Below are 18,090 nucleotides of genomic sequence, written 5' to 3'. Positions count from 1 at the left end.
ACCGGAGGGGGCGGCTCGCGCCGTCCCCTCTACGCGCGTGCTGCCGCCGCCGCCTTCGCCGCGGCCGGCAGCGCTCCGACGATGCGGTCGATCGCCGCGTCGTCGTGCGCGGCCGAGACGAACCACGCCTCGAACACCGACGGCGGGAGCGAGACTCCGGAGTCGAGCATCGAGTGGAAGAACGCGGGATACCGGAACGCCTCCTGCGCCTGCACCTCGGCGTAGTCGCGGACGGGCCGGCCGAGGTCGGTGAAGACGAAGCTGAACAGGTTGCCCGCCGTCTGGACCGTGTGCGCCACGCCCTCGGCCGACAGCGCCGCCGACACCTCGCGCTGCAGCGTCGCCGCGGTCGCGTCGAGAGCGGCGTAGACCGCGTCGTCGGCGAGCTGCAGGGTGCGGATGCCCGCCGCGACGGCGACCGGGTTCCCCGACAGGGTCCCCGCCTGGTACACCGGGCCCAGCGGAGCGAGATGGTCCATCACGTCCGCGCGGCCGCCGAGCGCGGCGACTGGCATGCCGCCTCCGATGACCTTGCCGAACGTGTAGAGATCGGCGCGGTACGGCGTCTCGGACGCCCGGTTCTCGAGCCCCCACCAGCCGCCGGCGCTCACTCGGAAGCCGGTGAGCACCTCGTCCATGATGAGCAGCGAGCCGTTCGCGTGCACCAGCTCGGCGAGGGCCGCGTTGAAGCCCGCCTCGGGAGCGACGACGCCCATGTTGGCGGCCGCGGCCTCGGTGATCACCGCGGCGATCTCGGAGCCGCGCTCGGCGAGGACGGCGCGCACGGCGTCGAGGTCGTTGTAGGGCAGGACGATCGTCTGCGCGGCCGTCGCGGCCGTCACTCCGGCCGAGGCGGGCAGCGACAAGGTCGCCAGACCCGAGCCCGCGTCGGCGAGGAGGCCGTCGGAGTGGCCGTGGTAGTGGCCCGAGAACTTGATCAGCAGGTCGCGGCCGGTGACGCCGCGAGCGAGTCGGATCGCGGTCATCGTGGCCTCGGTGCCCGTCGAGACGAGCCGCAGCTTCTCGATCGGCGATACTCCGCCGGCCGTGATCCGCGCCTCGACGAGCTCGGCGAGCTCTGTCTCGGCGGGCGTCGACGCGCCGAAGGAGAGGCCGCGTGCGGCCGCCTCCTGCACCGCCGCGACGACCTCGGGGTGCGCGTGGCCGAGCACGGCCGGCCCCCAGGAGCAGACGAGGTCGACGTACTCGCGGCCGTCGGCGTCGGTGATGTGCGGGCCCGACGCCGAGACCATGAAGCGCGGGGTGCCGCCGACCGAGCGGAAGGCTCGGACGGGCGAGTTCACGCCGCCGGGGATCGCGTGGCGGGCACGCTCGTACAGGGTGTCGTTCGCCGAGGTGGTCACGGATCCAGGGTACGCGGGCGGCCCGGGGCGCTCGGGCCGAACGCTCCCGTTCGGACGAGATGCCGAGCTTCGGCGGGCGGATCGCTCGCGATCAGCGCTCGAGCAGATCCCGAGCGATCAGCGCTTCAGCAGATCGCGAGCGATCAGTTCTTCAGCAGATCGCGAGCGATCTCGACCGCCCAGTACGTCAGCACGGCGTCGGCCCCCGCGCGGAGGATCCCCGTCACCGACTCCAGGATCGCCGGCTCGCGCGAGATCCAGCCGTTCGCGGCGGCGGCCTCGATCATCGCGTACTCCCCCGACACCTGGTACGCCCAGACGGGCACGTCCGAGACGGCGGCGACATCGGCCAGCACGTCGAGGTAGCTCATCGCGGGCTTCACCATCACGACGTCCGCACCCTCGGCGAGGTCGAGCGTCGCCTCACGGAGTCCCTCGCGGCGGTTGGCCGGATCCTGCTGATACGTGCGGCGATCGCCCTCGAGGGTCGACTGCACCGCCTCGCGGAAGGGCCCGTAGAAGCTCGACGCGTACTTCGCCGAGTAGGCGAGGATCGCCGTGTCGAGATGGCCCGACTCGTCGAGCGCCCCGCGGATCGCGCCGACCTGGCCGTCCATCATCCCCGAGAGGCCGAGCAGGTGGGAGCCCGCCTCGGCCTGGGCGAGCGCCATCTCCTCGTAGCGGAGGAGAGTCGCGTCGTTGTCCACGCGGCCGTGCTCGTCGAGCACCCCGCAGTGGCCGTGGTCGGTGAACTCGTCCAGGCACAGGTCGGTCTGCACGACCAGCGCGTCGCCGACCTCCTCGACGACCGCGCGGGTGGCGGCGTTGAGGATCCCGTCGGGGTCCGTCGCACCGGATCCGACCGCGTCCCGTGTGGTGGGCACGCCGAACAGCATGACGCCGCCGAGACCGGCGTCGGCCGCCTCCGTCACCGCGCCGCGGACGCTGTCCAGCGAGTGGTGCATCACCCCGGGCATCGACCCGATCGGTCGAGCCTCGGTGATGCCCTCCGCGACGAAGAGGGGGAGGACGAGCTGGGCCGGGTGGATGCGGGTCTCCTGCACGAGCCGGCGCATCGCCGGGGTGGTGCGGAGTCGCCGCGGACGGATGGCGGTCATGCCTCCAGCCTAATCCGGCGTGGAGCGGCGGCCGCTGGAGCAGGACATCGGCCGGAAGAGGTCTCAGCCGTCATCGTGGCCGTCGAGGTGGTCCAGGTCCTGTGCCGCTCCTTCCCAGCGTCGAGGGCGCCCGGATCCTCCCCTGACGACGTCCTAGCCGACTTCTGCAGCACACCGGATCGGCAAGGTACCCGCATGCACGAGCTCATACTCCCTCTCCGCTCCGGCGACGGGTTCGCCGCCGCATCCGCCATCGTCTCCGCCGGGATCCCGCGATCAGTTGTCCAGCGCGCTCTCGACGATCGCGCGGTACTCCGCGTCCGGCGCGGCTGGTACGCACTCGCCGATGTGCACCCACTAGAGCTCGCGGCCGTGCGAGCTGGAGGGGTGCTCACGTGCGTCGCCCTCCTCCGGCACCTCGGCCTCTGGACGACGGAGCGACCCCGCCTGCACGTGGCCCTCGGGAGTTCGTCGGTGCACGACCTCCGCCCCGGCGAAGTCGGCCACTGGAGGACCTGGCCCGGACAAGGCCGCCGATCCGCCTCGCAGGACGGGATCGGAGCTGCGATCCTGCACGTCATGACCTGCGCGAGAGAGGACGACGCGAACGCGACCATCGACTCCGCTCTGAACAGCGGCCTGCTGCCTGCGGCGGAGCTCCCTTCGCTCCGGGCGATCGCGCCGATAGGCAAGCAGCTGCTCCTCGACCGGGTCGACGGACGGAGCCAGTCAGGACTCGAGACGAAGACCCGCGTGAGCACTCGCCGGCTCCGGGTCCAGGTCCGCTCGCAGGTCGCGATCCCTCGGGTCGGCCGCGTCGACACCGTCGTCGGTGAACGCCTCGTCCTCGAGAGCGACGGCCACCGCTACCACTCCTCGCTCGAGCAGTTCCACGAGGACCGCCGACGCGATCTCGAGCTCGCCGCCCAGGGCTACCTGTGCCTTCGGCTCGACAACCACCAGATCATGCACGACTGGCCACGAACCGAAGCGGTGATCGTCTCGCTCATCCGGCGACGAGAGCACTTGTGGACCCCGGCACAGAGGCGGCGGCACGACCTCAGCTGAGATCACTCCTCAGCCACCATCATCGCTGAGCACCGCTTCTGGCTGAGGTTCTGCAGCGGTGCCCTCGAAACGGACCACTCGGCGCCCCAGCAGGAGCCCCGGGCTCAGCGGCTCGCGCGCTCCGTGGCGACGCGGGCGACCGCCTCGATCAGGGAGGACGCCGAGCGCTCGTCGGCGACGACGTCGACGCGCAGGCCCGAGGCACGGGCGTCCTTCGCGGTCTGCGGGCCGATCGCGGCGACGAGGGTCGACTCCGGGACGGGGCCGAGCTGCTGCTGGACCTGCTCGGCGACGCTGCCCGAGGTGACGAGGATCGCGTGGACCGCTCCGCTCGCCACGTCGTTCACGACCCGGTCCTCGACCGGGACTCCCACCGTGCGGTAGGCGACCACCGAGCGGACGTCGTGGCCGATGCGCTTGAGGCCCTCGGTGAGCAGGGGCTTGGCGATCTCGGAGCGCAGCGTGAGGACGCGGAGCGGGTGCTTCCCTCCGGTCGCCTCCTCCCACTCGGCCAGGAGACCGCGGGCGGAGTTGTCCTCGGACGGCACGAGGTCGACGGCGTAGCCGGCGGCGACGAGGGCGGCGGCGGTGGTCTCGCCGACCGCCGCGATGCGGGTCGACGGCGGCACCGTGGTGCGCAGGAGGGACAGGACGTCGACCGTCGTCGCACTCGTGACGGTCATCCAGTCGAAGGCGCCGCCCTCGAGATCGGCGAGCGCCCGCTCGAGCGCGGGGAAGTCGTCGGTCGGCGCGAAGTTGATCATGGGAGCGACGACGGGCGAGGCTCCCTTGGCGCGGAGAGCTGCGGCGACGCCGTCCCCCCACGGGCCTCCGCGGGGGACGAGGACGCGCCAGCCCTGCAACGGCTTCTCCCACTGGGAGTAGGCGGCGGGCACGATCACGAAGGGGCTCCCAGGGGTGCGAGTTGGGCGGCACCCGCACCGAGAAGCGCGTCAGCGAGCAGAGAGCCGCAACGGAACGCGGCTTCGACGACGGGCAGTTCGCGACCACCATACTGCGAATCCGCCACATGTCGACCTCCGCCGGAGGAACCGTTACCGACCCGCTCCCTCACCTCGCGGGCGAGGGACGCCGATCCGTCCGTCGCGAAGACGACGCCGCTCAGCACGACCTCGTCCCCCTCGACCGCGGCGGTGGCCCCGATCGGAGCGGCGCAGCCGGCCTCCAGCGCGGCCAGGAGGCTGCGCTCGGCGGTGATCGCGGCTCGCGTGGGAGTGTGCTCGACGGCCGCGAGGGCCGCGCGCAGCTCGTCCGACGGCTCCTCGTCGCGCACCTCGATCGCAAGCGCGCCCTGACCGGGCGCGTGCGGCGAGACGCCGAAGTCGAGCAGCTCGGTGATCGCCTCCGTGCGGCCCAGGCGGCGAAGCCCCGAGTAGGCGAGGACGATCGCGTCCAGTGCGGAGTCGCCGTCCTCGGTCACCCGGCGCAGGCGCGTGTCGATGTTGCCGCGGATGTCCACGATCTCGAGGTCGGGGCGGGCGGCGAGCAGCGCGGCGCGGCGGCGCGGCGATCCCGTGCCCACCCGTGCGCCCGGAGGCAGCGTCGCGAGGGTGCGCCCGTCGCGCGCGCACAGGGCGTCGCGCGGGTCCTCGCGTTCCGGGACGGCCCCCAGGAGGAGGCCGTCGACCGGCGCGGTCGGCAGGTCCTTGAGCGAGTGCACGATCGCGTCGCAGCGCCCCGCGAGCAGGGCGTCGCGCAACGCGCTCACGAAGACCCCGGTGCCGCCGAGGGACGCCAGGGAGCCCTTCATACGGTCGCCGTCCGACTCGATCCGCACCAGCTCGACGGGCACACCCGCCGCAGCCGACATGAGGTCGGCCGTCATGCTCGTCTGCGCGACCGCGAGAGCGCTCGCGCGCGTGCCGATCCGGATGCTCATCGAGGGCCTCCCGTCACGGGGCGACTCCCGCGAGCGCGGGCTTGAAGCCGGCGCGGACGTTCTCGCAGCAACCGGGACGGCAGACGTCGTACCAGGGGCCGAGCGCCGTCATCGACGGCCGCTCCTCGGTCGGCGTGCCGTTGACGCGCTCGAGCACGAGGTCGACGAGCCCGGCGACGTAGACCGGGTCGGTGCCGGGGGTCGCCACGCGGATCGCGACGAGCCCGTTCTCCTCGGACGTCTCGAGCGCTTCGTTGTCGAGGTCCCACATGACCTCCATGTGGTCCGACACGAAGCCCAGCGGCACGATGAGGACGGCCTTGCGGCCCCGGGCGGGCAGCTCGGCGATCGCGTCGTTGATGTCGGGCTCGAGCCAGGGCTGCGTGGGCGGGCCGGAGCGCGACTGGTAGACGAGCTGCCACGGCACGTCCTCGGTGGTGGCGGCCGCCATGACGACCTCCGCCACGGCGAGGTGCTGCGCCTCGTAGGCGCCGCCCGCGCCGAAGCCGTGCACGTCGACGACGGTGCCGTCGTCGTGGCGCTCGTGCGGCCCGCTGCGCTCGGCGTCGGCCATCGGGATCGAGTGCGTCGAGAACAGCACCTCCACCTCGGTGGTGAGGTCGATGCCCGGCAGGCGCCCCTGCAGCTCCTCGAGACCGTCGTGCACGGCCTTGACGAACGGCATGACGAAGCCCGGGTGGTCGAAGAACTGGCGCACCTTGTCGATCCGCAGCTCGCCCTCGAGGCCGGTGGCGTCGAGCGCCGCGGCGTAGTCCTCGCGGTACTGACGGCAGGACGAGAAGGAGGAGTAGGCGCTGGTCGCGATGGCGATCAGGTTCGAGAAGCCGCGCTCCTTCGCCTCCGCCACCGCCTCGCTCATGTAGGGCGCCCAGTTGCGGTTGCCCCAGATCACGGGAAGGTCGATGCCGCGCTTCTCGAGCTCGACCTCGAGGGCCGCCTTCAGCGCGCGGTTCTGCGCGTTGATGGGGCTGACGCCGCCGAAGTGCCGGTAGTGGTGGGCGACCTCCTCGAGGCGCTCCTCCGGGATCCCGCGGCCGCGGGTGACGTTGCGCAGGAACGGGATGACGTCGTCCTGCCCCTCCGGTCCACCGAAGCCGGCGAGCAGGATCGCGTCGTACGCGACGGGCACCTCGACGTGCTCCGGTCCGGATGCGGCGGCCGGGGTGGCCCCGCGGACCAGGACGCCGGAGTCGCTCATCGGGGAGTCGGGAATCGTGTCGCTCATCGGAGCACCTCTGCGATCTGGTCGGCCTCGATACGCCGACCGGTGAAGAACGGGACCTCTTCGCGCACGTGACGACGCGCCTCCGTGGCGCGCAGGTCGCGCATCAGGTCGACCAGATTGACGAGCTCCTCGTCCTCGAGCGCGAGGATCCACTCGTAGTCGCCGAGCGAGAAGGACGCCACCGTGTTCGTGAGGACGGAGCGGAAGCGCGAGCCCTGACGGCCGTGCTGGGCGAGCATCGAGCGGCGCTCCTCCTCGGGGAGGATGTACCACTCGTAGGAGCGGACGAACGGGTAGACCGTGAGCCAGCGCGCCGGCTCCTTGCCGCGCATGTAGGCGGGCAGGTGGTTCGAGCTGAACTCGGCGTCGCGGTGCACGCCCATCGCGTTCCAGGTGGGCAGCAGGGCCGACAGGAGGTCGGTGCGTCGCAGCACGCGGTAGCCGCGCTGCAGCTCCTCGGGCTGGGAGCCGACGAGCCAGAGCATGATGTCGGCGTCGGCGCGGAGGGCCGAGACGTCGTAGGTGCCGCGGACGGTGACGCCCTCGCTCGCGAGCTGCGCGACGACGCGCTCGTACTGCTCGGCGGCCGGGGCGGCGGAGTCCTCGGAGAGGCTGAGCGGACGTGCGGGATCCCTGCGGAGGACCGCCCAGAGCGTGTATCCCAGAGGCTGATCGGCGGGAGCCTGATCGGCGGGGGGCTGCGGCGAGGAAGCGGCAGCGGTCTCTTCGCGGGCGGACTGAACGGGACCCGCCGTTCCGGCGGTCTGATCGGTCATTGATCCATCATCCCTCCGCTCGTGCGGATGCACAAAAGCGGCGACGGCTCTGGCGCCGGGGGCTCCGGCGCGCTAGCGGACGACGAACGGCCGCCCCCGTGGGGACGGCCGTTCGGAGAGGGGGTTCAGTCCTCGGTGATCTGCTTGACGACGCCCCAGGCGATCAGCCCGACGGCGGCGGCGACTCCCGCGGCAACGGCGATCAGCGCCGACGGGTTCTGCCGGCCGACGACCCGGAACTTCCGCTGCAGGGTGCGCTGCGCGTTCTTCACCTTGCGCGGCACGTTGATCTTGAACTCGATGGCGTCGAGCGTCGCGGCCAGCTCCTGGCGGGCGCGCTCGATGTCGGCCTTCAGCTGGTCGGGCTTCAGCTGGGCCGGGTCGACGAAGCGGGGGGTGGTGGTGCTCACGTCAGTGGTCATAAGTGCCGACTCCCTTGAACGCCTGGACGTCCTTCTTGATGCTCTCGATCGAGTCCTGCGGAACGGGCGGGACGGCCTTCTTGATCGACTTGACGCCGACCAGCGCGAGCACGACGGCCACGACGAGGAAGAACACGGTGACGATCAGCGCCGACAGCCACGCGGGCAGCCACGACGAGATGCCGATGATCGCGAAGGTCACCAGGGTGGCCCAGGCGGTCAGGAGGAGGAAGGCCGCGACGGCGAACAGGGCGACCGCGAGGCCCGCGCTCTTCGCCTTGCCGGACAGCTCGTTCTTCAGGGAGGCGAGCTCGGCCTTCACGAGCTCGATGACGAGCCCCGGGAGGTCGCCGACGAGCTCGCCCAGTGATCGGGCGTTCTTCGGATTGCGTTCGTTCACCACGGGGGCTCCTCGAGGTCGGGACGTGCCGGCCCGGCACCGGTCGATGGGGCCGAGCGGATGAGAACTACGCCTTGCTCGTGGAGGTCGACGACGCCGATCCTCCCGAGCCGGCCGAGGCCGCGGCCTCGTCGACCTTGGCGGCCGCGCGGCGTGCTGCGGCGGTGGCCTCGGCGTCGCTCGCGCCCTGCGACTTCTTCCCGCCGGCGACGGCCTTCGAGACGACCGTGCGCACGATCTCGTACGCCTTGTCCGAGACGGTGCCGAGCTGCTGCTTCGCCGCTCCGCCGACCGCTCCCGCGACATCCTGCACCGGCTGGGTCTGCCAGAACCGGTTCGCCGCCGCGGCGATCTGCTCGTACCGCTTGCGGCCCGCGCGTGCTCCCAGCACGTATCCGGCTGCGGCTCCTGCCACGAAGATGATCTTGCCCTTCACGCCTACTCCTCGTCCTGGGCCGCTCTCGCGGCTCGTTCACGCGGTCGATGACCACTCGTGTCGGGGCGCACCGCACTCACGCGGGCGCCTGCGACCCAGAGTAGCCGCCGCCGTCGGGTTCTTCGCGCGGGAGCCCGACGCCTTGACGCACCAGGCGGCGGCGGACTAGGGCGGCGGTCTCGGCCGCGTGCGGCAGCACCGATGCGAGCCCGGTCCCGGCGATCCAGGTGCCCGTGACGGCGAGGCCGGGCACGGGGGCGAGGGCTTCCCGGAACGCCTCGAGGTGGTCGCGCCGGCCGAGGGCCGCGGCGGGACGCACGTTCGCCCAGCGCACCCGGGCGGAGGCGACGAGCGCGGCGGGGTCGAGGTCGACTCCCAGCAGGATCGACGCGTCGCGGAGCGCGGTGGCGGCGGCACTCGCGTCGTCGGCTCCCGCGAGCGGCGGCGCCTCGCCCGGCCTGCCGTAGGAGAGGCGGAGCACGTGGCGGCCGCGCGGCAGCGTGTCGGCCAGCCAGGACCACTTCGCGGTCGCGTGGGTGAGCGCCTTCGCCACGACGTCGTCGGCGGTCGGGGCGACCAGCACTCCGGATCCGCGCGGCGCCGCGTCGAGGCGGGCGTCGTCGATCACGAGGGTGACGAGCTCGACGGTGTCCTCGCCCGGCTCGTCCGCGTCGCGGGCCGCCGGTACCAGATCGGCGAGCAGCGCGCGCGCATCGTGCTCCGGAGTCGCGACGATCACGGCGTGAGCCGTGAGGTCCGAGCCGTCGGCGAGACGGAGGGAGAAGGGAGCGTCCTCTGCGGGGCGCTCGAGGCTCGCGACACCGGTGCCGGTGCGGATCTCGCCGGAGAGGTAGTCGATCCGCTCGACGAGCGCGGCGACCAGGCGGTGCATGCCGCCGTCCAGGCCCCGCACGGCGACGCCCGCCGGGACGTTGGCACGCAGAGCCGCCACCGCTCCCGCGAGGGAGCCCCGTCGGGTGATCGCGCCGTTCAGCCCGGGAGCCGCGAGATCGACGTCGATGTCCTCGGGGCGGGAGGAGTAGACGCCCGAGACGACCGGGGCGACGAGGTCCTGGAGCACCCGCTCGCCCATCCGTGTGCGGACGAGTTCGGCGAGCGAGTGGGCCCGGCCGATGCGCAGCACCGGCATGAGGGTGTCGAGCCAGGCCCGCGTCGCGGCCCGCCGGCCGATGGCGCGGACCACGTCAGGAGCCAGGGGCGTGCTCGGGATCCCGAGGATCCCGGCGCGCGGAGACGGGACGGAGCGGCCGCCGGACAGGTGCAGCCAGGATCCGCCGGTGCTCGGCTCGACGACCGACTCGGCGAGCGGATGACCGCCGAGGGTGAGCCCGGCGAGCACCTTCTCGACGTGCCCGCCGCGGGTCGCGAAGCTCTCGGCCCCCGCGTCGAGCACGGTGCCGGCGAGGTGCAGCGGCGCGACCGAGCCGCCCACCCGCTCCCCCGCCTCGAGCACGACGACGCGCAGGCCGATCCGGAGGCACTCCGCGGCGGCGGCGAGCCCCGCGACCCCCCCGCCGATCACCGCGACGTCGTGGTCGACGGGACGCTCGGGACTCACGGCCGCCAGTCGTGCGCGAAGGCGACGAGTCGCGTCAGCACGTCCGGGTGGGTCTCGGGCGGCACGCCGTGGCCGAGGTTGAGCACGTGCGCGGGCGCGCTGAGACCGCGGCGGAGGACGTCGTCGACGTGCGCGGCCAGCACCTCCCAGGGCGCCGAGAGCAGGGCGGGATCGACGTTGCCCTGCACGGGCACGAAGCCGCCGAGGCGATGGTTCGCCTCGTCCAGCGGGATCCGGTAGTCGACTCCGACCACGTCGGCCCCGATCGCGTGCATGGCGCCGAGCAGCTCGCCGGTGCCGACGCCGAAGTGCACGATCGGCACGTTCCGGCGGACGCCGCCGCTCTCGAAGGCCAGGTCGCGCACGTGGGTGAGCGCGCGGGTCGAGGCGGGAGCGACGTGCGCCGTGTAGTCGGCGAGGGAGAGCGCCCCCGCCCACGAGTCGAACAGCTGGGCGGCGCTCGCCCCGGCCGTCACCTGCGCCCGGAGGAAGCGGCCGGTGACCTCGGCGGTCCACTCCATCAGCCGGGCCCAGGCCTCGGGGTCGGCGTGCATCAGCGTGCGGGCGCGGATGTGGTCCTTCGACGGACCGCCCTCGACGAGGTACGCGGCGAGGGTGAACGGGGCTCCCGCGAAGCCGATCAGCGGAGTGTCGCCGAGGCCCGCGACCGTGCGGCGCACGCCCTCGCGGATCGGCTCGAGGGTCTCGTCGAGCACCGAGGGGTCGATCGCCGTCAGCTCGTCGACATCGGCGGAGGTGCGCACCGGCTTCTCGAGCACCGGGCCGCGACCCGGCACGATGTCGACCGCGACGCCCGCGAGCCGCAGCGGGATCACGATGTCGCTGAAGAAGATGCCCGCGTCGGTGCCGTGGCGCCGCACCGGCTGCAGGGTGATCTCGCTCGCGAGCGCCGGATCGAGGCAGGCGTCGAGCATCTTCGTGTCGGTGCGCAGCGCCCGGTACTCGGGCAGGCTGCGGCCCGCCTGCCGCATGAACCAGACCGGCGTGCGCTCCGGCCGCTCCGAGCGGTACGCGCGCACGAGCGCCGAGTCGGCTGTGCGCCCGGCCGAGAGGGGGTGCAGCGGATCGAGCAGGCCGTCGAGTGGGGAGGTCACCGCGGCATTATTCCAGGCTTCCCCGAGCGTTCCTCCCGGATCCCGGGCCCGCTCCCCCGGGACGGCGCGTAGACTGCTGAGGTGCTTCTGTGTCTGACGGCGTCGCACAAGAACGCCAGCTTCGATCTCCTCGAGAAGCTCTCCGTCGACTCCTCCGCCGTCACCTCGGCGCTCGCGGACGGCATCGACTTCGTCTCGGGGGCCGTCGTCGTGGCCACCTGCAACCGCTTCGAGGCCTACCTCGACATCGACGAGCCGCTCACCGCCGCCCGCGCGGTCGCCGTCGAGGCCGCCACGGCCGCCGTCAGCGCCGCGACCGGAGTCGAGCAGGAGCAGCTCCGCGGCAGCGTCGACGTCGTCTCGGGCGACCGCGTGGCCGAGCACCTCTTCGCCGTGTCCAGCGGGCTCGAGTCGGTCGTCGTCGGCGAGGGCGAGATCGCCGGCCAGGTGCGCCGCTCCCTCGAGGAGGCCCGCCGCCTGGGCACCACCTCGTCCGAGCTCGAGCGCCTCTTCCAGCGCGCCTCGCAGACCTCGCGCGGCATCAAGAACCGCACCGGCCTCGGCAGCGCCGGCCGCTCGATCGTCCGGCTCGCGCTCGACCTCGCCTCCAGCCGCATCACCGACTGGCGCGCGGCCCGCGTGCTCCTGATCGGCACCGGCAGCTACGCCCGCGCCACCGTCGCGGCCCTGCGCGATCGCGGCGTCGTCGACATCGCGGTGCACTCCCCCTCCGGCCGCGCCGAGGGCTTCGCCGCGCGGCGTGCCCTGCGCCCCATCGAGGGGGCCGACCTCGCGGCCGAGGCGGTCGGCGCCGACGTCGTCATCACCTGCACCACCACCGAGGCGCCCGTGCTCGACGCGGCCCTGCTGATCGACGGACGGCTCCACTCCGCCGCCCGCGAGCGCCAGCTCGTGATCGACCTGGGCCTGCCCCGCAATGTCGCCGCCGACGTGACGAGCGTCACCGGCGTGGAGCTGCTGGACCTCGAGACGATCAGCCTGCACGCGCCCCTCGAGGTGCTCGACGCCTCCGAGAAGGCGCGGGCCCTGGTCGACAAGGCGGCCCGCAAGTTCTCGGACGTGGCCGACGAGAAGAGCCTCACCCCGGCGGTCGTCGCCCTCCGCGCCCACGTGTTCGACGCGCTCGACGCCGAGATCGAGCGGGCCCGCTCCCGCGGCGACGACGACGGGCGGACGGAGCAGGCGCTGCGCCACCTCGCCGGCGTGCTGCTGCACACCCCGAGCATCCGTGCGCGCGACTACGCCCGCGCCGGGGCCCAGGAGGCGTACCTCACCGGTCTCGAGGCTCTCTTCGGCATCGAGGTGCCCGCCGAGCCCGCCGTGGCGCGCCCGCGGAGCGACGACTCCGCGGCGACCGCCTGACCCGTGTCACTGCGGCTCCCCTTCGACGCCGAGCCGATCCTGACCGACCGGCTCCTGCTGCGGCCGCTGCGCGTGGAGGACGCCGCCGATCACGCGCGCTACCAGGGGCACTCCGACGCGGTGCGCTACCTCCGCTGGCCGGTGCGCACTCCGGAGGAGTCGCACGCGCACCTGCTCACCCGGCTGCCGTCCGCGCGGCTCGCCGCCGACGGCGACGTGGTGGTGCTGGCGATGGTGCCGCGCGAGGGGCCGCTCTCGGGGCACGTGGTCGGCGATCTCACGCTCATCGCCGTCTCGGTCGAGCAGGGGGCGGTCGAGATCGGCTGGGTGCTGCATCCGGACGCGCAGGGTGAGGGTCTCGCGACGGAGGGGGCCCTCGCACTGCTCGACCTCGCGTTCGACCGGCTCGGCGCCCACCGTGCGATCGCCCAGCTCGACGACCGCAACACCGCCTCCGCCCGCCTCTGCGAGCGCCTCGGGATGCGGCGCGAGGCGCACCACGTCGAGGACGAGTACTGCAAGGGCGAGTGGACGTCGACCCTCGTCTACGCACTGCTGGCGCGGGAGCACCGGACCCTCGGCTGATCGAGCAGCCCGCGCAGCGGGCGTACCGAGATCCGCCGGCGCTGGAGCCGGAGGTCTCGATACGCCGCTCCGCGGCTACTCGACCAGCGAGAGGAAGAGGCTCACGCTCCGCGCAGGCCCGAGAAGAGGTGCGCCTCGAGCTGATCGAGCGGGACGCGCTCCTGCTTCATCGTGTCGCGGTCGCGCACCGTCACGGCGTCGTCCTCGAGGGAGTCGAAGTCGACCGTCACGCAGAACGGGGTGCCGATCTCGTCCTGGCGGCGGTAGCGGCGGCCGATCGCGCCGGAGTCGTCGAAGTCGACGTTCCAGAGCTGGCGGAGGCGGTCGGCGACCTGACGGGCGAGCGGCGAGAGCGCCTCGTTGCGCGAGAGCGGCAGCACCGCCACCTTGACCGGCGCCAGGCGCGGGTCGAGGTGCAGCACCGTGCGGGTCTCGACCTTGCCCTTGGCGTTCGGGGGCAGCTCCTGCTCCTCGTACGCGTCGACGAGGAACGCCATCAGCGCGCGCGTGAGCCCGAACGACGGCTCGATCACGAACGGCACGAAGCGCTCGTTGCGCGTCTGGTCGAAGAACGAGAGGTCCTTGCCCGAGTGCTCCATGTGGGTCTTGAGGTCGAAGTCGGTGCGGTTCGCGACTCCCATCAGCTCGCCCCACTCGCCCGACGCGAAGCTGAAGCGGTACTCGATGTCGACCGTGCGCTTGGAGTAGTGGGAGAGCTTGTCCTTCGGGTGCTCGTACTGCCGGATGTTCTCGGGATCGATGCCGAGGTCGACGAACCAGTCCCAGGCGAGCTGCATCCAGGTCTCCTGCCACTCCTCGTCCGTGCCGGGCTCGACGAAGAACTCGAGCTCCATCTGCTCGAACTCGCGGGTGCGGAAGATGAAGTTGCCGGGGGTGATCTCGTTGCGGAACGCCTTGCCGATCTGGCCGATGCCGAACGGCGGCTTCTTGCGCGCGCTCTGGAGCACGTTGGCGAAGTTGGTGAAGATGCCCTGCGCGGTCTCGGGGCGGAGGTAGTGCAGTCCGGACTCGTCATCGACGACGCCGAGGTAGGTCTTCATCAGCCCCGAGAACTGCTTGATCTCGGTCCACTGGCCTACCTTGTCGGGGTGCTCCGGGTCCGGGATGTCGGCGAGGCCGTTCACGGGCGGGTGGCCGTTGACCTCCTCGTACTTCTCGAAGAGGTGGTCGGCGCGGTAGCGCTTGTGGGTGATGAGCGACTCGGTGAGCGGGTCGGAGAAGACGCCGACGTGACCGGAGGCGTTCCAGATCGCGGTGGGCAGGATGACGGCGGAATCGAGTCCGACGACGTCGCCGCGGCCCTGCACGAAGGCCTTCCACCACTGGCGCTTGATGTTCTCCTTCAGCTCCACTCCGAGCGGCCCGTAGTCCCACGCCGAGCGCGTGCCTCCGTAGATCTCTCCCGAGGGGAAGACGAACCCCCGGTGCTGCGCGAGGGTGACGACTTTGTCGAGGGTGGTGGGTTCTGCCACGGGTTGCTCCTCAGCTGTTCGGGCGCACGGGGCCCCGACGCGCGCCGGCTGCGCGCGTCCTGTGATGTGTGCACCCATGGTAGCCGCGGGGCGCCCGGGCGCCGGGTGCAGGCGGGAGGCGGGAGGATGGCCGCATGAGCAGTCACCCGCCGATCGTCGTGTCCGCCGTCGTCGTCCTCCGCGAGCGCCGCGTGCTGATGGTGACGGCCCGAGGGCGCGACGTGGTCTACCTCCCCGGCGGCAAGGTCGACGCGGGCGAGACCGGCGAGCACGCGGCCGCGCGCGAGGCGCAGGAGGAGCTCGGCACAGCGACCACCCGGCTCGAGGAGCTGTTCGTCGTCCGCACCCAGGCCCACGGCGAGCCGGAGGGCCGCGAGGTGCACATGCGGGTGTACCTCGCGGAGCTGGCGGGCGAGCCCTCGCCGAGCGCCGAGATCGACTCGCTGCACTGGATCGGGACGGCCGACGCGCACCGGTGCCCGCCTGCGGGCGTGGCGACGCTCGAGCGCCTCCGGCTGCTGGATCTCGTCGACTGAGACGGCGACGCGCCCGGCCCGCCGAGCCCGCCGCGCTCGGAGACGGCCGCCGCCGCCGTCGCTCCGCGCCGACGGCTAGCCTCGTGCCGTGGAGACGAGACGACGCGCACGGGAAGAGTCGACGCCGGGCGGGGCCTCGCGGCTCGAAGCGGTGCGGATGGAGGCGGCGGTCCCGATCCTGCGCATCTTCTCGGTCGCAAAGGCGGGCGAGTTCTACGTCGACTACCTCGGCTTCACCGTCGACTGGGAGCACCGCGCGGGCCGCGACGCTCCCCTCTACCTCCAGGTGTCGCGCTCGGGCCTGCGCCTGCACCTCAGCGAGCACCATCGCGACGGCAGCCCCGGAGCGGCCCTGCACGTGTCGCTGCGCGGGGTGCGCGAGCTGCACGCCGAGCTCGACGCCAAGGCCTACCCGTACCTGAACCCGCGCATCACCCGGACGCCCTTCGGCTTCTCCCTCGAGGTGATCGACCCGTTCGGGAACCAGCTCCGCTTCGCCGAAGCCGTGCCGGAGCCGACTAGCGCCTGAGAACGGCGGAGGTCAACCGTTCACGCCACGTCCATCCGTTTCGAAGAGCGGTCGCCTAGCGTGGCTGCGATGGCTGCACAGGTGACGACCGGACGACCAGGCGCGGTCGAGGCGTCGGAGCGGACCTCCCGCGTCCCGCTCCGAGCCCGCCGACTCGCGCAGCACGCGTCGCGCGTCGCCCCGCTGGCGATGGGCACGGTCGCCTCCAGCGCGATCCTGGTCGGCTCGCTCGGCGTCGGGTACCTGCCCGGCGACTCGCCGATCCGGCAGTGGCCCCTCATCGCGACCCTGCGCTCGACCGCCTCCCTCACCGAGATCTGCGCCATCGCCGTGCTCGGCGGCGGACTGCTCCTGCTGCTCGCGTGGCTGCGGCTCCGCTCGACGGCGCGGAGCGGGGACCCGCGCGCGCTGCGCACGATCCTCGTCGCGGCGCTCTCGTGGTGCGCGCCCCTGCTGATCGCCGTCCCCCTGTTCAGCCGCGACATGTTCTCGTACGTGGCGCAGGGGCGGCTGATGGTCCAGGGGATCGATCCCTACTCGAACGGCGTCGCGACACTGCCCGGCTGGTTCATCCTCGGCGTCGATCCCGTCTGGGCCGATTCGCCGACCCCTTACGGCCCCCTGTACCTCCTGGCAGAGAGGACCGTGGTCCAGCTGGCCGGCTGGTCCTCCCCCGAGCTCTCGGTCGCCATGCTGCGGGCCGTGTCGGTGGCCGGAGTCGTCGTCATGGCCGTCTACGCGCTGCGGCTGGCCCGGTTGCGCGGCCTCTCCGTCCCGCTGACCGCGTGGACCGTCGTCGCGAATCCGCTCACGCTCGTCCTCTTCGTCGTCGCCGGGCACAACGACTCGGTGATGCTGGCGCTGATCCTCGCGTCGCTGTTCTATGCGAGCACCGACCGTAGAGTGCTCGCCGTCGTGCTGATGGGCGCGGCGATCGCGGTGAAGCCGGTCGCCGTGATCGCCCTGCCGGTGGTCGCGCTGCTCTGGCTGCGGCGCGACGCGAGCCTGCGGGAGCGGGTGCGCGCCTGGCTCTGGACGGGTCTCGGCGCCCTCGGGCTCGTCGTGGCGGCGGGCTTCGCCGTCGGAGTCGGAGTGGGCTGGGTCGCGGCGATGATCGTTCCCGGCACGATCATGCACTGGTACGCGCCGATGTCGCTCGTCTCGATCCTCGTCTCGACCTCCGTCGAGCTGACGGGGCACGACCCCGCCGCGGCCGTCACCCTCGTGAAGCTGCTGGTGCTCACGCTCGCCGGAGTCGTCGCGGGGTGGCTGATGCTGACGCGCCGCTCGATCGATCCGGTGGCGCGGCTCGCGACCGCCCTGCTGGCGTTCGTGACCGCGTCCTCGGCGATCCACCCGTGGTACGCCCTCTGGATCCTGCCCGTCGCCGCGCTCGCGCGCCCGTGGAGGACGGTCCACGTGCACCTCGCGGTATACGCGACGATCTTCCTGATGTGCGTGACCCTCGCCGAGCCCGTCGAGGGCAACGGCGGGATCCTCGACCAGCTGCCCGGCAGGGTGGCCACGATCGCGGCCATGGCCGTCGTGGGCCTCTACGTGCTGCTCGGCTACACCGACGCCGAGCGCGTCGAGGTGCGCGGGCTCGTGCGCGGTCTGCCGCTGGGCGGCGAGATGCTCGCGCGCGGCTCCGATCTGCTGCAGCGGGCGACGAGGGGCCGCGTCGGCTCGCGGCTCGACCGGCGGTACGTGAGCGCTCGGGCGCGCGACTGACGCCCTCGCGCGACCGGCGCTAGGCGCCCGACTCGTCGCTCCGGCGCCGGCGGCGCTCGATCGCGGCCTGCGCCGCGACAGCGGCGGCCTCGGGATCGCCGGAGCCGAGCACGCTCGAGAGCGAGGACAGCCAGCGGGCGTCGTCGCGGCTGCCCTGCAGCGCGTTCGAGAAGAGCGGCAGCTCGGTGCGGGTGGCGTGGATCGCGTAGGACTCGCGGCTGTAGCCGTTGTCCGGGACCACGGGGGCGCGCCGATCGGCGGATCGCGCGTCGTCCTGGGGGTCGGCCTCGCGCCCGGACCGCCTCTCGACGGTGTCGTCTCGCTGGTTGTCCTCGACCACGGGTCCTCCTCGTCTCACCGCGACCGCGGCGAGCGGGCGGGCGACCCGGCGACGGTGCCGGGCGCGACG

Annotated in this window: 19 protein-coding genes; 6 read left to right on the top strand and 13 right to left on the bottom strand. The window is 72.7% G+C overall.

All coding sequences use genetic code 11. The features are described 5' to 3' along the window. Positions 1 to 29: 29 nt before the first annotated feature. Positions 30 to 1,364 (bottom strand): glutamate-1-semialdehyde 2,1-aminomutase, encoded by a 1,335-nt coding sequence (hemL, locus tag C1I63_RS08260; RefSeq protein ID WP_107574472.1) that lies wholly within the window; start codon positions 1,362 to 1,364, stop codon positions 30 to 32. Positions 1,365 to 1,507: 143 nt separating this feature from the next. Further along, positions 1,508 to 2,482: a porphobilinogen synthase gene (gene hemB, locus C1I63_RS08255; protein WP_107574471.1), complete on the bottom strand. Its 975-nt coding sequence runs from the start codon at positions 2,480 to 2,482 to the stop codon at positions 1,508 to 1,510. Positions 2,483 to 3,061: 579 nt separating this feature from the next. Here hemB and C1I63_RS19730 point away from each other — a divergent pair. Next, complete coding sequence (locus tag C1I63_RS19730; RefSeq protein ID WP_170116352.1) at positions 3,062 to 3,550, top strand: endonuclease domain-containing protein; 489 nt, start codon at positions 3,062 to 3,064, stop codon at positions 3,548 to 3,550. Between the two features lie 104 nt (positions 3,551 to 3,654). Here the strand turns inward: C1I63_RS19730 and C1I63_RS08245 are convergent, their stop codons facing one another. The 9 genes from C1I63_RS08245 to hemE all read right to left on the bottom strand — a co-directional run bounded on the left by C1I63_RS08245 (position 3,655) and on the right by hemE (position 11,424). Continuing rightward, entirely contained in the window at positions 3,655 to 4,449 is a 795-nt protein-coding gene (locus tag C1I63_RS08245; protein WP_107575789.1) for a uroporphyrinogen-III synthase, read from the bottom strand. After that, positions 4,449 to 5,450: a hydroxymethylbilane synthase gene (hemC, locus tag C1I63_RS08240; protein ID WP_107574469.1), complete on the bottom strand. Its 1,002-nt coding sequence runs from the start codon at positions 5,448 to 5,450 to the stop codon at positions 4,449 to 4,451. Before hemC ends, C1I63_RS08245 begins: the two co-directional genes overlap by 1 nt. Before the next feature lie 13 nt (positions 5,451 to 5,463). After that, a complete protein-coding gene (locus C1I63_RS08235) occupies positions 5,464 to 6,696 on the bottom strand; it encodes a ferrochelatase (RefSeq protein ID WP_244907009.1) in 1,233 nt (410 codons plus the stop codon). After that, positions 6,693 to 7,472 (bottom strand): hydrogen peroxide-dependent heme synthase, encoded by a 780-nt coding sequence (gene hemQ / locus C1I63_RS08230; protein ID WP_107574468.1) that lies wholly within the window; start codon positions 7,470 to 7,472, stop codon positions 6,693 to 6,695. The genes C1I63_RS08235 and hemQ overlap by 4 nt, the downstream gene beginning before the upstream one ends. A 125-nt stretch (positions 7,473 to 7,597) precedes the next feature. After that, a complete protein-coding gene (locus C1I63_RS08225; protein WP_244907008.1) occupies positions 7,598 to 7,882 on the bottom strand; it encodes a DUF3618 domain-containing protein in 285 nt (94 codons plus the stop codon). A 1-nt stretch (position 7,883) separates the two neighbouring features. Next, positions 7,884 to 8,294, bottom strand: a complete 411-nt coding sequence (locus C1I63_RS20125; protein WP_243591236.1) for a phage holin family protein — start codon at positions 8,292 to 8,294, stop codon at positions 7,884 to 7,886. A gap of 67 nt (positions 8,295 to 8,361) precedes the next feature. Next, positions 8,362 to 8,730 (bottom strand): hypothetical protein, encoded by a 369-nt coding sequence (locus C1I63_RS20120; protein WP_055786438.1) that lies wholly within the window; start codon positions 8,728 to 8,730, stop codon positions 8,362 to 8,364. A 76-nt stretch (positions 8,731 to 8,806) separates the two neighbouring features. After that, positions 8,807 to 10,309 carry a protoporphyrinogen oxidase gene (hemG, locus tag C1I63_RS08210; RefSeq protein ID WP_230672092.1) on the bottom strand — a complete coding sequence of 501 codons (1,503 nt, stop codon included), beginning with the start codon at positions 10,307 to 10,309 and terminating at the stop codon, positions 8,807 to 8,809. Then, complete coding sequence (hemE, locus tag C1I63_RS08205; protein WP_244907007.1) at positions 10,306 to 11,424, bottom strand: uroporphyrinogen decarboxylase; 1,119 nt, start codon at positions 11,422 to 11,424, stop codon at positions 10,306 to 10,308. Before hemE ends, hemG begins: the two co-directional genes overlap by 4 nt. An 81-nt stretch (positions 11,425 to 11,505) precedes the next feature. On the opposite strand from hemE, the gene C1I63_RS08200 reads away from it, so the two are divergent. Then, entirely contained in the window at positions 11,506 to 12,807 is a 1,302-nt protein-coding gene (locus tag C1I63_RS08200) for a glutamyl-tRNA reductase (protein ID WP_107574466.1), read from the top strand. 3 nt (positions 12,808 to 12,810) lie between these two features. After that, positions 12,811 to 13,392 carry a GNAT family N-acetyltransferase gene (locus C1I63_RS08195; protein ID WP_107574465.1) on the top strand — a complete coding sequence of 194 codons (582 nt, stop codon included), beginning with the start codon at positions 12,811 to 12,813 and terminating at the stop codon, positions 13,390 to 13,392. 101 nt (positions 13,393 to 13,493) lie between these two features. Here C1I63_RS08195 and C1I63_RS08190 read toward each other — a convergent pair whose 3' ends face one another. Next, a complete protein-coding gene (locus tag C1I63_RS08190; protein WP_107574464.1) occupies positions 13,494 to 14,885 on the bottom strand; it encodes a glycine--tRNA ligase in 1,392 nt (463 codons plus the stop codon). A gap of 134 nt (positions 14,886 to 15,019) precedes the next feature. Here C1I63_RS08190 and C1I63_RS08185 point away from each other — a divergent pair, with 134 nt between their 5' ends. From C1I63_RS08185 to mptB, 3 genes are all read left to right on the top strand, one after another. Then, complete coding sequence (locus tag C1I63_RS08185) at positions 15,020 to 15,421, top strand: NUDIX hydrolase (RefSeq protein ID WP_107574463.1); 402 nt, start codon at positions 15,020 to 15,022, stop codon at positions 15,419 to 15,421. A gap of 88 nt (positions 15,422 to 15,509) precedes the next feature. Continuing rightward, on the top strand, positions 15,510 to 15,950 hold the full coding sequence (locus C1I63_RS08180; protein ID WP_200930960.1) for a glyoxalase superfamily protein: 441 nt from the start codon (positions 15,510 to 15,512) through the stop codon (positions 15,948 to 15,950). Positions 15,951 to 16,019: 69 nt separating this feature from the next. Beyond that, complete coding sequence (mptB, locus tag C1I63_RS08175) at positions 16,020 to 17,681, top strand: polyprenol phosphomannose-dependent alpha 1,6 mannosyltransferase MptB (RefSeq protein WP_107574462.1); 1,662 nt, start codon at positions 16,020 to 16,022, stop codon at positions 17,679 to 17,681. Positions 17,682 to 17,700: 19 nt separating this feature from the next. Here the strand turns inward: mptB and C1I63_RS08170 are convergent, their stop codons facing one another. Then, positions 17,701 to 18,021, bottom strand: a complete 321-nt coding sequence (locus C1I63_RS08170; RefSeq protein ID WP_107574461.1) for a hypothetical protein — start codon at positions 18,019 to 18,021, stop codon at positions 17,701 to 17,703. Between the last annotated feature and the right edge of the window lie 69 nt (positions 18,022 to 18,090).

Origin of the sequence: Rathayibacter caricis DSM 15933, assembly GCF_003044275.1 — a bacterium.
In the GTDB taxonomy this organism is placed as follows: Bacteria; Actinomycetota; Actinomycetes; order Actinomycetales; family Microbacteriaceae; genus Rathayibacter; species Rathayibacter caricis.
This window is presented reverse-complemented; position numbering and strand designations above follow the sequence as displayed.